Annotated in this window: 14 protein-coding genes; 8 read left to right on the top strand and 6 right to left on the bottom strand. The window is 63.6% G+C overall.

All coding sequences use genetic code 11. The features are described from left to right. Positions 1-22: 22 nt before the first annotated feature. Genes GN300_RS03525 through GN300_RS03515 form a run of 3 tightly spaced genes read left to right on the top strand, consistent with a single transcriptional unit; the run spans position 23 to position 1726 of the window. Positions 23-613 carry a TetR/AcrR family transcriptional regulator gene (locus GN300_RS03525; protein ID WP_037128521.1) on the top strand — a complete coding sequence of 197 codons (591 nt, stop codon included), beginning with the start codon at positions 23-25 and terminating at the stop codon, positions 611-613. 49 nt (positions 614-662) lie between these two features. Further along, positions 663-1469, top strand: coding sequence for an RNA methyltransferase (locus GN300_RS03520; RefSeq protein WP_003939731.1), 807 nt, complete (start codon positions 663-665; stop codon positions 1467-1469). After that, entirely contained in the window at positions 1466-1726 is a 261-nt protein-coding gene (locus GN300_RS03515; protein WP_030535366.1) for a DUF2537 domain-containing protein, read from the top strand. The genes GN300_RS03520 and GN300_RS03515 overlap by 4 nt, the downstream gene beginning before the upstream one ends. A gap of 20 nt (positions 1727-1746) precedes the next feature. Here GN300_RS03515 and GN300_RS03510 read toward each other — a convergent pair whose 3' ends face one another. The 4 genes from GN300_RS03510 to GN300_RS03495 form a co-directional block, all read right to left on the bottom strand. Further along, a complete protein-coding gene (locus GN300_RS03510; protein ID WP_042451221.1) occupies positions 1747-2532 on the bottom strand; it encodes a hypothetical protein in 786 nt (261 codons plus the stop codon). 52 nt (positions 2533-2584) lie between these two features. After that, positions 2585-3526: a septation protein SepH gene (gene sepH / locus GN300_RS03505; protein WP_030535368.1), complete on the bottom strand. Its 942-nt coding sequence runs from the start codon at positions 3524-3526 to the stop codon at positions 2585-2587. A 200-nt stretch (positions 3527-3726) separates the two neighbouring features. Next, positions 3727-4848, bottom strand: a complete 1122-nt coding sequence (serC, locus tag GN300_RS03500; RefSeq protein ID WP_007733484.1) for a phosphoserine transaminase — start codon at positions 4846-4848, stop codon at positions 3727-3729. Positions 4849-4911: 63 nt separating this feature from the next. Further along, the gene (locus GN300_RS03495; protein WP_003940025.1) at positions 4912-6039 is read right to left on the bottom strand and encodes a citrate synthase 2; all 1128 of its coding nucleotides are present in this window, start codon (positions 6037-6039) and stop codon (positions 4912-4914) included. Positions 6040-6283: 244 nt separating this feature from the next. Between GN300_RS03495 and pdxH the strand changes: the two genes are divergently transcribed. From pdxH to GN300_RS03470, 5 genes are all read left to right on the top strand, one after another. Beyond that, positions 6284-6997, top strand: coding sequence for a pyridoxamine 5'-phosphate oxidase (pdxH, locus tag GN300_RS03490; protein WP_007733483.1), 714 nt, complete (start codon positions 6284-6286; stop codon positions 6995-6997). Further along, positions 6994-8259, top strand: a complete 1266-nt coding sequence (locus GN300_RS03485; RefSeq protein WP_021332219.1) for an MFS transporter — start codon at positions 6994-6996, stop codon at positions 8257-8259. The genes pdxH and GN300_RS03485 overlap by 4 nt, the downstream gene beginning before the upstream one ends. Positions 8260-8300: 41 nt before the next feature. Then, positions 8301-9248 carry an aldose 1-epimerase family protein gene (locus GN300_RS03480; protein ID WP_003939677.1) on the top strand — a complete coding sequence of 316 codons (948 nt, stop codon included), beginning with the start codon at positions 8301-8303 and terminating at the stop codon, positions 9246-9248. A gap of 358 nt (positions 9249-9606) precedes the next feature. After that, complete coding sequence (locus tag GN300_RS03475; protein WP_003940509.1) at positions 9607-10905, top strand: citrate synthase; 1299 nt, start codon at positions 9607-9609, stop codon at positions 10903-10905. 70 nt (positions 10906-10975) lie between these two features. Continuing rightward, positions 10976-11338 carry an FKBP-type peptidyl-prolyl cis-trans isomerase gene (locus GN300_RS03470; RefSeq protein WP_003940440.1) on the top strand — a complete coding sequence of 121 codons (363 nt, stop codon included), beginning with the start codon at positions 10976-10978 and terminating at the stop codon, positions 11336-11338. 92 nt (positions 11339-11430) lie between these two features. Here the strand turns inward: GN300_RS03470 and GN300_RS03465 are convergent, their stop codons facing one another. Beyond that, on the bottom strand, positions 11431-12192 hold the full coding sequence (locus GN300_RS03465; protein WP_063315905.1) for an ABC transporter permease: 762 nt from the start codon (positions 12190-12192) through the stop codon (positions 11431-11433). Beyond that, positions 12189-13142, bottom strand: a complete 954-nt coding sequence (locus GN300_RS03460) for an ATP-binding cassette domain-containing protein (RefSeq protein WP_063315906.1) — start codon at positions 13140-13142, stop codon at positions 12189-12191. The genes GN300_RS03465 and GN300_RS03460 overlap by 4 nt, the downstream gene beginning before the upstream one ends. Positions 13143-13221: the final 79 nt, after the last annotated feature.

Genomic DNA, 13221 nt, shown 5'->3' with positions numbered 1-13221 from the left:
ACAGCTGTGTTAGTTTTGTGAAGTGGTGAAACGTAGCAGTCCGGATGAGCGGCGTGAAGAGATCGCCGAGGCCGTGTGGCGTGTGATCCGTCGAGACGGTGTGGCGAGCGCCAGCGTCCGGGCGGTCGCGGACGAGGCGAAGATGTCGACGGGGTCGCTACGGCACTTCTTCGCGACGCAGTCCGAACTCTTGCTGTTCGCGATGACGCTCGTGACCGTCCGGGTGGAGGAAAGGATTGCCGGCATCGACTTCGATCCCGACATCCGCCGCGCGATCCGTCAGTTCACCGATCAGTTCGTTCCCCTCGACCAAGATCGGCGTGAAGAAATGCAGGTTTGGGAGGCCTTTGCTGCTGCCGCCCAGACCGATTCGGCGTTGACGGCGGTGCGTGACGAGACAGACCGGACCTTGTTCGAGCACTTTCGTTCGTTCGTGGAAGCGGCGCATCGAGCGGGTTTTCTACGGCCGGGTGCCTCGGTCGACATCGAGGCGATGAGATTGCATGCGCTCGCCGACGGGCTCGCGTCGCACGGCGTCGACAATCCCGAGCGAACCAATCCAGAGGTGATCAGCCAGGTGCTCGACGCGCATTTTGTCACGCTGTTGCGCTAGGTCGGGAGTAGTGGTGGGGGGCTCGCGGTGCGTACGGCACGATAGACCCGTGGTTCACGTCATCGACATCTCAGATCCCGCCGATCCCCGGCTGGATGACTTTCGCGATCTCAACTCTTCGGATCGGCGCCCCGACCTGCCGGAGGGCAAAGGACTGGTCATCGCCGAGGGAGTGTTCGTCACTCAGCGACTGCTGACTTCGCGGTTCGAGCCGATCAGTCTCCTCGGCGTCGAACGACGGCTCCTGGAGCTCGCTGACGATCTCGACGGTGTGGACGTGCCGTTCTACCGTACGAGCGCCGAAGTGATGGCCGAGGTCGTCGGATTTCACCTCAACCGCGGCGTCCTCGCTGCAGCAGCACGCCCGGCACCGCTCGCGGTCTCGGACGTGTTGAAGGACGCGAAGACCGTCGTGGTTCTCGAAGGCGTCAACGATCACGAGAATCTCGGCTCGATGTTCCGCAACGCGGCGGGGCTCGGTGTCGATGCAGTTCTGTTCGGGAAGGGTTGTGCCGACCCGCTGTACCGGCGGTCGGTCCGTGTGTCGATGGGGCACGTGCTGCGAGTGCCCTTCGCGCATGTGGCAAAGTGGCCACACGACTTGGATGAGCTGCGTGGCAACGGTTTTCAGCTCATTTCCTTGACTCCGAATCCGGAAGCGGTCACTTTGGCCGAAGCGATGACCGGGGAGAAGGTAGCGCTACTGCTGGGCGCCGAGGGGCCAGGTTTGACCGAACATGCGATGCGGGCCACCGACATTCGTGCCAAGATACCGATGGCGCCCGGTACCGACTCGCTCAACGTCGCGACCGCAGCGGCGATGGCCTTCTACGAACGTGTCAGGACCGGCCGGTGACTCAGGACCGCACGCCCTGGTTCACCGGAATCGCGGTGTCGGTGTTCGCAGCCATGCTCTCGACCAGTGCCGTCGCGGCGTTCTGTGTCGCGCTGGGCAACGTGAACGTGCTCCTGGCGGTTGTCGTCAATGTCATTGCGGTAGGCGGACTTGCGCCGACCGTCTGGCGCTGGCGAGCCGTCCCCGTCTGGCGATGGGTGGTCTACGGCGCGGTAGCCGGCGTACCGCTCGGGTGGATCGCAGCGATAGCCGCGTGAACCTGTGAGGCTGCTCGGCGCTACTTGAAGCCGAAGTACCGAGCGAGGCGGCCGCGCGGCTTGGCCACCGGTGCGTCGTGGATCGGCGGCATGTTTTCGGGCATGGGTACCTCTGTCGGCGCCTGCTCGGGCATCGGCGCGGGGGCTGGGGGTGCAGGTTTGGGTGCCTCGCCGGGTCGGTGAATCTTGAAGCCCCACAGGAGAATCTGCGTTGTGTCGAGTTCGTGTTCTCGCGGCGCGCCGGTGTATCGAAATCCCAGCCACTCGAGGTTGGCGGACTCCGCGAACTGTTGCGGGTGGAACGGAAGTGACTGCGGATCAGGCAGGATCCCGGGCGGGTAACGCAGGGGATGATTGCCGGCCCAGAATTCCAGTTCCCAGGTCTGTGGGATCCCCAGATTTTCGACGATGTCGATCGGGATGGCACTGAACGAGCGTCGTAGCTCGCCGTCCTCCCACAGTGCAAACGAACCCTGCGCGGTTTCGGGGACGGAGCTGATCAACAGCGTCGAGCCACCCTCTGCCGAAAGGTGCCAGGAATCAGGCAGTTTCGAGGGGACGAAGGTGCTGAGTTCGGAGCTGCAGACGACACTCACTCGGCCGTACGCACCGACGAAGACGTAGCCGGGGCTCACCGTCGCGGCCATCGACAGCGGCTGAGGCCCGAGCGACTCGAACTCCTTGTCCGGGTACAGCGACATGGCGATTTTCAGGGCCTCGGTCTGATCCGGCTGTGGGTACCTGCTCAATTCGGTGCGAGCGTCTGCGCCGCCCAGAAACCAGATCGTCGATACCCGTGCAGCCACCGGCAGCCCTCTCTCCTCAGCCTCGCTCGAAAGAAGAATACTTTCCTTCGGGTCAGCGACCGCTGCTGCGGACCCCGAGGAGTACGTCGTCCCACGAGGGAAGAGCAGGCCGTCCGCGCTTGTCCTTGGTCTGCGTCTGCTGCGGAGCGGTTTTCGGGGTCACATCCGGTGCGGGTTCGGGAACCTCTTCGGTGACGACGGTTTCCGGCTCGACAGCAATCGGTTCGGGCGCCACGATCCGTTCCGCCACCACCGTCCGCTCGGGGACTACTGTGCGCTCGGAAACTGCTGTCCGCTCGGAAACTGCTGCGGGCTCGGGCTCGATCTCCGCCACCGGTTCGACGTCGAATCGGGACAGTTCGAGCTGCTGCGGCTCGTTCGAGACCACCGGTACCAGGCCGCGGAGCGGGCGACCGAAGTCGGGATCGATCAAGTCGAATGCCGCGTCGTCGAGTGCGACGATCGTTCCGCCGTGCGCGTCGGGCTGGTAGCGCCAGTGCGCGGCGTTGGTGGTGCGGCCGGCCTGCCATTGCAACTGCGCGACCCACTGATTGTCCTCGTCGCGCCAGGCATCCCAGGTGGCCTCGTCGATACTGTGGCCGCGGGCGCGGAATGCGTGGGTCACGATTTCGGAGAGGGTGGGAACTGTCGGACCGTTGTCGCGCACCGGGTGTCCGCCCTGCGCCATTTCCGCGGCGCGGGAGCGCTCGAGCAGAACGGGGTACGCAAAGCGCTCGACCTTGCTGATGGGGATCTTCGCTTCTTCGGCGACCTGCTCTACGGAAGCACCGGAACGAATGCGCGCCTGAATTTCGCGGGGACGGAGTTGGCTTTCCATTTCGATCTCAATCTGGCCGAGTCGAGCCACGTCTCCGCGGGAAGCTGCACGAAGTTTGTCATCGGCGGGAAGCCGGAATTTCTGGCCGGTTTCAGCATCTGCGCACACCACATGCGATCCATCGGGTTCAAGTCCGATCACTCGAAGCTCTCGCACATTGACCTCCTTATCGCGCCGGCTCGCGACTTTGCGCCGCGCTCAACTGTAATTCATTCGTGACCATGGACTCGGCAGGACACGCAGGGCGAGATGACCTCGGATCCGCCCACCGGTGTGGTAGCTCACAAGGCCTGGCGCAAACGACGCTCGGCCCCCGACGTCATGCCGGGGGCCGAGCGGTGAAGCAAATGTGAAAATCAGCCGAGCTGAGAAACGACCCAGTCGATGCTCTTGGTGAGAGCGGTGACGTCATCGGGGTCGATGGCCGGGAACATGCCGACGCGCAGCTGGTTGCGGCCGAGCTTGCGGTACGGCTCGGTATCGACGATTCCGTTGGCGCGCAGGATCTTTGCCACCTCGGCAGCGTCGACGTCGTCGTTGAAGTCGATGGTGCCGACAACCTGCGAGCGGTGTGCCGGATCAGCGACGAACGGCGTTGCGAACTCGCTGGCCTCGGCCCAGTTGTACAGGCGCGAGGACGAATCCGCGGTGCGAGCGGTGGTCCAGTCGAGGCCGCCGTTGCTGTTCATCCACTCGATCTGGTTGGCGAAGAGCAAGAGGGTGGCCAGGGCCGGGGTGTTGTACGTCTGATCCTTGGAGCTGTTGTCCACGGCGATGGGCAGCGAGAGGAAGTCAGGCGTCCAGCGTCCCGAATCCTTGATCTCCGCGACGCGCTCGAGGGCGGCCGGGCTCATCAGCGCGATCCACAGTCCGCCGTCTGCAGCGAAGCACTTCTGCGGAGCGAAGTAGTAGACGTCGGAATCGGCGACATTGACCGGAAGTCCGCCGGCGCCCGAGGTGGCGTCGATGGCGATCAGTGCGTTCTCCGAACCCGCGGGACGCGAGACGGGGATCGACACACCGGTGGAGGTCTCGTTGTGCGCCCAGCCGATGAGATCGACGGACGGGTCGGAGACCGGCACCGGTGCGCTGCCCGGATCGGCGGAAACGACGATCGGGTCACCGATGAACGGGTTGGCCTTGGCGACCGAAGCGAACTTGGAGCTGAATTCGCCGTTGGTCAGGTGCAGCGACTTCTCGCGGATGAGGCCGAATGCGGCCGCATCCCAGAACGCAGTGGTTCCGCCGTTGCCGAGGACGACCTCGTAGCCCTCGGGCAGTGAGAACAGATCGGCGAGGCCGGAACGAATGCTGGCCACAACGTTCTTGACCGGCTTCTGGCGATGGCTGGTGCCGAACACCGAAGCGCCCACCTCGACCAGGGACTGCAGCTGCTCGGGGCGAACCTTGGAAGGACCGCAGCCGAAGCGTCCGTCGGCGGGCTTGAGGTCGGCGGGGATGATCGGTGTGGAGGTCATCGCTTCTTTCTGTTCCTTCACTTGTGTTCTGTACTACCGTGATTGGCGAATTCGAGCGGGGTACTACGCGTGGCTGATCTGGTCCCAGCCCTCGACCGACTCCGGAGTACGGGGCGCCGGGCCGGTGTAGATGGCGGCCGGGCGTACCAGCTTACCGAGACGCTTCTGCTCGAGGATGTGTGCACACCAGCCGGCGGTGCGGCCACAGGTGAACATGGCGGGCATCATGTGCGCGGGAACCTCGGCGAAGTCGAGGATGACGGCGGCCCAGAACTCGACGTTGGTCTCGATCGCGCGATCGGGACGACGCTCACGCAGTTCCGCCAGTGCAGCCTGCTCGAGAGCTGCGGCAGCCTCGTAGCGGGGAGCGTTGAGGCGCTTGGCCGTGGCGCGGAGCACGCGTGCACGGGGATCTTCGGCGCGGTAGACGCGGTGTCCGAAGCCCATGAGCTTTTCCTTGCGGTCGAGGATTCCCTTGACCAGCGCGCGGGCGTCGCCGGTCTTCTCGGTCTCTTCGATCATCGGAAGAACGCGGGCCGGTGCGCCGCCGTGCAGCGGGCCCGACATCGCGCCGATGGCGCCGGAAAGCGAAGCCGCGACGTCGGCGCCCGTGGAGGCGATGACGCGGGCCGTGAAGGTAGAGGCGTTCATGCCGTGCTCGGCTGCCGAGACCCAGTACGCGTCGATTGCCTCGACGTGTGCCGGATCGGGCTCACCCTTCCAGCGAACCATGAAGCGTTCGGTGACGGTCTTGGCCTCGTCGATGCGGCTCTGCGGGACTGCTGGCTGGTAGATGCCGCGAGCGGACTGCGCGACGTACGACAGCGCCATGACGGATGCGCGGGCGAGCTGGTCGCGGGCGGTCTCGTCATCGATGTCGAGGAGCGGCTGGTAGCCCCAGATGGGAGCCAGCATCGCCAGTCCGGCCTGAACGTCGACACGGACGTCGCCGGTGTGAATGGGGAGGGGGAACGGCTCGGCCGGCGGGAGGCCGGGGCCGAAGCGGCCGTCGACGAGAAGGGCCCATACGTTGCCGAAGGTGACCCTCTGGCCGACCAGGTCTTCGATGTCGACTCCGCGGTAGCGCAGTGCGCCGCCGTCCTTGTCGGGTTCTGCGATATCGCTGGTGAAGGCGACGACGCCTTCGAGTCCGCTCACAAAATCGTCCGGTATTGCTGCGCTCGCTGCCATTCTCGTGGACTCTCCTCGTTCGAGTGCGCCAGGTCTACAGTCGCACTGCCTCAGCTTCAGTGACTGCGCCTCGGTGCTCGCAGGGATGAGCACGCACCGTGTTTTGTACTGCGCAATCGTCTCGTCCCGATTCGGCGCTGTCGCTGGTGCGGCTCGCGGTCCGGGTCGGGTCTAGCCACGGCAAACTTTAGCGCGTGCCGCGTAGCCGTTGGCCAGTGAGTACCCGGGAGTAGCGTTCTCGGCTGTGTCGAATGAACGTCAGGACCCGCAGGCGGTGGACAACGAACTCGCGGCCATGCGTGTGGGCTATCCGCAAGCAGGCAGCGAATCGGAGTCCGTCGAGGACCGCATGAGTGCGGAATTGGATACTTCGGTTGTCGAAACCGGTTGGCTGCCCCTCATGCGCCAATGGCTCGTGGACGCCGTCGAAGCTGACGCGCCGGAGCCCAACGCCATGACTCTGTCGACGGTGGACGACGGTGGCCGTCCGGCGTCGCGCACCGTGCTCTGCAAAGGGCTCAGCGAGGACGGCGTCCTCTTCTTCACCAACTACGGATCCGACAAGGCTCGTCACCTCGACGCCCACCCGTACGCGTCGGCGAACTTCACGTGGCTGACCCTTGCCAGGCAGGTGATCGTCCGCGGCACCACCGAGCGGGTGAGTGCTCAACTGACGCAGGAGTATTGGCGAACCAGGCCTCGCGGTTCACAGCTCGGCGCGTGGGCGTCGTCGCAGTCTCGTCCGATCGACTCGCGTGCCGATCTCGACGAGCAACTGCGTGAGGTCGCTGCTCGATTCGGCGTGGACGGTGAGATTCCGGTGCCACCGAACTGGGGCGGGATTCTGATTCGGCCCGAGTCTGTCGAGTTCTGGCAAGGACGCGCGAACCGCATGCACAATCGAGTTCGCACGAGCCTGGTCGACGGACAGTGGTCCGCCGTCCGTCTCCAGCCGTGAGCCGGCTACTCGCGGACACGACTCCGCTCGAGAATCGCGACTATCGACGGCTGTGGACGGCCGGCATCGTCACCGTCATCGGCGCTCAGCTCAGCGTGGTCGCCGTACCGCAACAGGTGTACGAGATCACCCGAAGCTCGGCCTACGTCGGTCTGACGGGAATCTTCGGTCTGGTCCCGCTGGTCGTTTTCGGTCTGTGGGGCGGCGCACTGGCCGACGTCATGGATCGACGACGGCTGTTGATGATCACCTCGATCGGACTCGGCGTCACGTCGGTGCTGTTCTGGATCCAGGCTGCCCTGAACGTGAACAACGTGTGGTTGGTGCTCGGATTGTTCTCGGTTCAACAGGCGTTCTTCGCGGTGAACCAGCCGACGCGAGCGGCGATCATCCCTCGGTTGATTCCGGGCAGGCAGTTACCTGCCGCGAACTCGCTGAACATGACTGTCGTGCAGTTCGGTGCGATAGCCGGCCCGCTACTGGCGGGTGTCCTCATACCGTCGGCCGGTCTGCAACTGCTGTACCTGCTCGACTCGATCTTTCTTCTCGCCACACTGTGGGCGGTATGGAAGCTCCCGGCGATTCCGCCGACCGGAACGTCTCGGCGAGCCGGATTGAGCGAGGTCCTCGGCGGTTTCACGTATCTCGCGACGCAGAAGGTTCTGCTCGCGTCGTTCGTGGTGGACATCATCGCGATGGTGTTCGGGATGTCGCGAGCACTGTTCCCGGAGATCGCTCACGAATCCTTCGGTGACCCCGCCAGCGGCGGTTTTGCGCTGGGACTGCTGTTCGCGGCGATGTCGGTGGGAGCCGTTCTGGGCGGAGTCTTCTCGGGTTGGTTGCCACGGGTTCAGTACCAGGGGCGAGCCGTTCTGGTCTGCATCGCGCTGTGGGGGCTGTCCATGGTCGGCTTCGGCGTTGCCGTGTACTTCGCGAGTCCCGGTTCCAGTGTGATTCTGCTCTGGGTGGCGGTCGCATTCCTGGCATTCGGCGGAGCCGTCGACATGGTCTCGGCGGCTTTCCGCAGCACGATGCTCCAGCAAGTGGCAACCGACGACATGCGCGGACGACTGCAGGGCGTGTTCATCGTGGTCGTGGCAGGTGGTCCGCGTATCGGTGACGTGCTGCACGGCGGTGCAGCCTTCCTGTTCGGGACCGGTGTCGCGGCAGCGGGCGGCGGCTTCCTGGTGATTGTCGGTGTTGTCCTTTCTGCCCTCGCATTTCCGGCATTCGTTCGCTACAAGGTGGGACGCGCCGTCTGACGTCCTGGTTAACCGGTCGCTCGTGGTGGAAACTGGTACGTATGACTGCGCCGCACAGCACGGGTAGGGGAGGGTTCGAGATCCGTGGTGGAGGCTATCGAGCCGAGATCGCCGCGGCCGGTGCCGGGTTGCGGCTACTCGATCACGAAGGACCGAACGGTCAGCGCGCGCTGACCGAGACCTGGGCACTCGGATCGAAGCCACCGCTGTCGGCCGGATTGGTTCTCGCGCCGTGGCCCAACCGAATTCGCGACGGGCACTTCATGTTCGACGGGATCGAGCATCAACTCGAGATCACCGAACCTGCGCTGGGGAACGCGAGCCACGGGTTCGTCCGGCGTCGCAATTGGAGCCTCGTGGACCACACGTACGAGCGCGTCGAACTGTCGGTCGACGTGGGACTTCACAAGGGTTGGCCCTATCCGTTGCAGCTGACGGTCGCCTACGAGGTCGGTGCCGACGGACTGACCGTCACGCACACGGCCACGAACAAGGGTGCGACCTCGTCGCCGTTCGGGCTCGGAATGCACACCTTCATTCGCGCCGGCGACTTTCCGCTCGACGAATGTGCTCTGCATCTGGCAGCAGGCACACGGTTGCCGATCGATCCGGCGAGGATGCTGCCGAACGCGTATTCGCAGGCAGTCGCCGGTACGGACTACGACTTCCGGACACCGAGACTGCTTGCCGGGGTGCAGTTGGACACTCCGTACAGCGCATTGGACGTCGTCGACGGCAGTGGTCGCACGCAACACGAGCTGCTGGCTCCGGATGGAACGGGCACTGCCCTGTGGACCAACCGCGAGTTCCCGTGGATTCAGGCCTTCATCGCAGATCCCGCCAACGACAAGGGGTATCCCGATCGCGGCCGCGCATTGGCTTTGGAGCCGATGACCTGCCCGCCTGACGCCTTCAACTCGGGCATCGATCTCCTGGTGCTTCATCCGGGTCAGACGTGGACGGGTAGCTGGGGCATCAAGGCGCTGTGATCCGGCTCTCATACCGTGGGATCGTGTAACACCAAGTAGGCATCAGCCGATAACGATCGGTTTTCGGTACCCCGTGTCAGTGGTCCGGAAGGTCCGACGTTGCTCCCATTTGCGAATTGCAGCCGAGATTTGCAGATCAGTGTGGGTAAATGCGCGATTCCGTAGACTGGAGTACCGGTCACGCGAGTGGGAAAGCCCAGACTGGAACATGTTTCAGTTTCGGTGGGTATGTCGGGTTCGTGAGTACCCGAAAAATAGCCGTGGAGCGACCCTCCTTCGGCACGATCTCTCCCGTGCGACTAGTTTCTAGTTGATCGCATGTAGTTACTCGTTGGTTCGAGCTTGAGAGGGATCCTTCGTGCCCGCTGACAATGACACAAAGCCCACGCTTACTTACCCCGGTGGTGAGTACACGATGTCCATTGCCAGGGCAACAGAGGGCAATGACGGCATCGAGCTGGGAAAGCTGCTGGCCACAACGGGGTACACCACCCTTGACCCCGGTTTTGTGAACACTGCATCCACCAGTTCTGCAATCACCTACATCGACGGTGAGAAGGGAATCCTGCGTTACCGCGGATATCCCATCGAGCAGTTGGCAGGTAAGTCGACGTTCATCGAGGTCAGCTACCTGCTGATCTACGGCGAACTGCCGACCGACGCCCAGCTCGAGTCCTTCACGGACCGCATCCGTCGACACACCCTGCTTCACGAGGACCTCAAGCGGTTCTTCGACGGATTCCCGCGCAACGCTCACCCGATGCCGGTTCTCTCGTCCGCAGTGAACGCATTGTCGGCGTACTACCAGGATTCGCTCGATCCCGAGGATCCGGAGCAGGTGGAACTGTCCACCATCCGTCTTCTCGCGAAGCTGCCGACCATCGCTGCGTACGCGTACAAGAAGTCCGTCGGACAGCCGTTCCTGTACCCGGACAACTCGTTGAACCTGGTCGAGAACTTCATGCGTATGACGTTCGGCTTCCCCGCCGAGCCGTACCAGGGTGATCCCGAGGTCGCCAAGGCACTCGACATGCTGCTGATCCTGCACGCCGACCACGAGCAGAACTGCTCCACGTCGACCGTGCGCATGGTCGGCTCGTCGGACGCCAACCTGTTCACCTCCGTCTCGGCCGGCATCAACGCACTGTGGGGCCCGCTGCACGGCGGCGCCAACCAGGCAGTGCTCGAGATGCTCGACGAGATCAAGGCCAGCGGCAGCACCGCAGCCGAGTTCGTCCGCAAGGTCAAGAACAAGGAAGACGGCGTGAAGCTCATGGGCTTCGGGCACCGCGTCTACCGCAACTACGATCCGCGCGCTGCGCTGGTCCGCGAAACCGCGCACACCATCCTCGCCAAGCTCGGCGGCGACGACGAACTGCTCAACATCGCAATGCAACTCGAAGAGGCCGCCCTCACGGACGACTACTTCATCGAGCGCAAGCTCTACCCGAACGTCGACTTCTACACCGGCCTCATCTACCGCGCGATGGGCTTCCCGCCGCGCATGTTCACGGTGCTGTTCGCCATGGGCCGTCTGCCCGGCTGGATTGCGCACTGGCGTGAAATGCACGAGGATCCGGCTACGAAGATCGGCCGCCCGCGCCAGATCTACACCGGCTACACCGAGCGTGACTACAGAGACATCACGTCCCGCTGACGCGTGACCTAGCGATATCACCACCCGCTAGTCTTCTGTACCCAACATTTCGCCTCAACGAGGAGGACCCATGAGTAGCAAGCCCGTAATCGAGTTCCAGGAAGGCCCCGCGCCGACCGATCTGGTCATCAAGGATCTGGTTGTCGGAGAAGGCGCCGAAGCCGTTCCCGGTGGCACCGTCGACGTTCACTACGTCGGTGTCGAGTTCGAGTCCGGCGAAGAGTTCGACTCTTCCTGGAGCCGTGGCGAGTCCATTCAGTTCCCGCTTCGTGGCCTGATCAAGGGCTGGCAGGACGGCATCCCGGGCATGAAGGTCGGCGGACGCCGTCAGCTCACCATTCCGCCGGAGCTGGCATACGGCCCCGCCGGTGCAGGGCACCAGCTTTCCGGCAAGACCTTGGTCTTCGTGATCGATCTGCTGGACGCCAAGTAATCCACTGTGCGCCTTTATTAACCCCCCGCGGTTAATAAAGGCGCACAGCACAAGCAGCCCCGCACCGTCAGGTGTGGGGCTTTCTTGTGTGGTCAGCTCGCGGTCTTTCGTCGGTAGAGCCAGTTCGACCACACGAATCCCACGGCGGCGATGCCCAGGCACCACGCGAGGGCGATGGCCGCGCTGTTCCCGATCGGCGTGCCCATCAGGAGTCCGCGCACAGTCTCGATGATCGGAGTCACGGGTTGGTGCCGGGCAAACCCCTGCAGCCAGGACGGCATGGTCTCAGCCGGTACGAAAGCAGTGCTGGCGTAGGGCAGGAACATGATGGCGAAGGTGAATCCGCTTGCAGCCTCCGGGTTCTTGGCTAAGAGTCCCAAAGCTGTCGAGAGGTACGACATGGCAAAGACGAAGGCGACGATCACAGCGGCGACGCCGAGCCAGCGCAACGGATCGCTGGTCGGGCGAAATCCCATGATCAGCGCAACCACGACCACGATCGCCGTAGTCAGGACGTTGCGGACGACGCTGGCCAGTACATGACCGGTCAGGACCGACGGCGGAGAGATCGCCAAGGTCCGGAAACGGTCGATGATCCCGTCCTTCATGTCGCTCGAGACGCTGACCGCGGTGGTCGAGGCGCCGAAACCGGCGCACAGAAGGATGATTCCTGGCACGACGTAGTCGATGTACTCGCTACCGGTGTTGATGGCGCCGCCGAAGACGTAGACGAACAGCAGCATGAGCATGACCGGAAGGGCTATCGCGGTGATCATCGAATCCGGACTGCGCAGAACGTGTTTGAGATTCCGGCGGAGCATCACCGCGGAATCGATTGCAATGGTGGAGGTCATCGAACGCTCGCAATCTCGGGTTGGCCTGATCCGGTGAGCGCGAAGAACACGTCGTCCAGATCCGGAGTGTGAACGGAGAACTTCTCGACGGTGATCGACGGATCGTCGATCGAGTCGAGGATCGCTTTGATCGACGGAACTGCCCCGTCGGAAGGGATGTGCAGGGTCAAGGTCTCGGCATTCGAATGCGCCTGCGGCAGTGATGCCGCGGCGAGTTCGAGTTGGGCCAGGTTCTCGAATTGCAGTGCGACGTGGCCGCCGGGAACAAGGCGTTTGAGTTCGTCCGGTGTTCCCTCGGCGACGATGCGGCCGCCGCTCAGCACGCCGACCGTATCGGCCAATTCGTCTGCCTCGTCGAGGTATTGGGTGGTGAGGAAGATGGTGACGCCTGACGCTGTGAGTCCTCGAACGATCGACCACATGTCGTGGCGGCTTCGCGGGTCCAGGCCGGTGGTGGGTTCGTCGAGAAAGACGACGTCCGGTCGGGCGACGAGGCTCATTGCGATGTCGAGTCGTCTGAGCATGCCGCCCGAGTAGTCGCCGGCGCGTTTGTCGCCGAAGTCCGTCAAAACGAACTGGTCGAGCAATTCCTCGGCACGGCGACGGGAGTTCTTCCGGCCCAGGTGATTCAGTTCGCCCAGTAGGGTGAGGTTCTCGAATCCGGTCAGCAAGGTGTCGACGGCTGCGTACTGCCCGGTCACGCTGATGCGCCGCCGAACGTTCTGTGGATCTCCGGGCAGTGAATGCCCCGCGACCATGACCTCGCCTCCGTCGAAGGGGATGAGGGTGGTGAGAATTCTTACGGCCGTGGTCTTTCCGGCGCCGTTCGCGCCGAGGAGGGCGTACACCGATCCGGCCGGGACCGACAGGTCGAGTCCAGCCAGTACCTGTTGATCGCCGTAGCGCTTACGGAGTCCGCGGACCGAGATTGCGGGGATCGTTCCTGACATCGAGACCTCCAAGTAAGAACTGTGTATGTCATAAACTCGTGTTTATAGCGTACACAGTTCTAGGATGATGGCAAGAGTG

The sequence above is a fragment of the Rhodococcus sp. Ni2 genome, assembly GCF_021352185.1.
GTDB lineage: Bacteria > Actinomycetota > Actinomycetes > Mycobacteriales > Mycobacteriaceae > Rhodococcus_F > Rhodococcus_F qingshengii.
The sequence above is the reverse complement of the archived record's forward strand: the minus strand, read 5'-3'. Positions and strand labels throughout refer to the sequence as shown.

Coding starts and splice junctions, on each gene's coding strand:
- GN300_RS03480 (WP_003939677.1), top strand. CDS start 8,301: ATGACTGCGCCGCACAGCACGGGTAGGGGAGGGTTCGAGATCCGTGGT.
- GN300_RS03495 (WP_003940025.1), bottom strand. CDS start 6,039: ATGGCAGCGAGCGCAGCAATACCGGACGATTTTGTGAGCGGACTCGAA.
- GN300_RS03465 (WP_063315905.1), bottom strand. CDS start 12,192: ATGACCTCCACCATTGCAATCGATTCCGCGGTGATGCTCCGCCGGAAT.
- GN300_RS03470 (WP_003940440.1), top strand. CDS start 10,976: ATGAGTAGCAAGCCCGTAATCGAGTTCCAGGAAGGCCCCGCGCCGACC.
- GN300_RS03460 (WP_063315906.1), bottom strand. CDS start 13,142: ATGTCAGGAACGATCCCCGCAATCTCGGTCCGCGGACTCCGTAAGCGC.
- serC (WP_007733484.1), bottom strand. CDS start 4,848: ATGACCTCCACACCGATCATCCCCGCCGACCTCAAGCCCGCCGACGGA.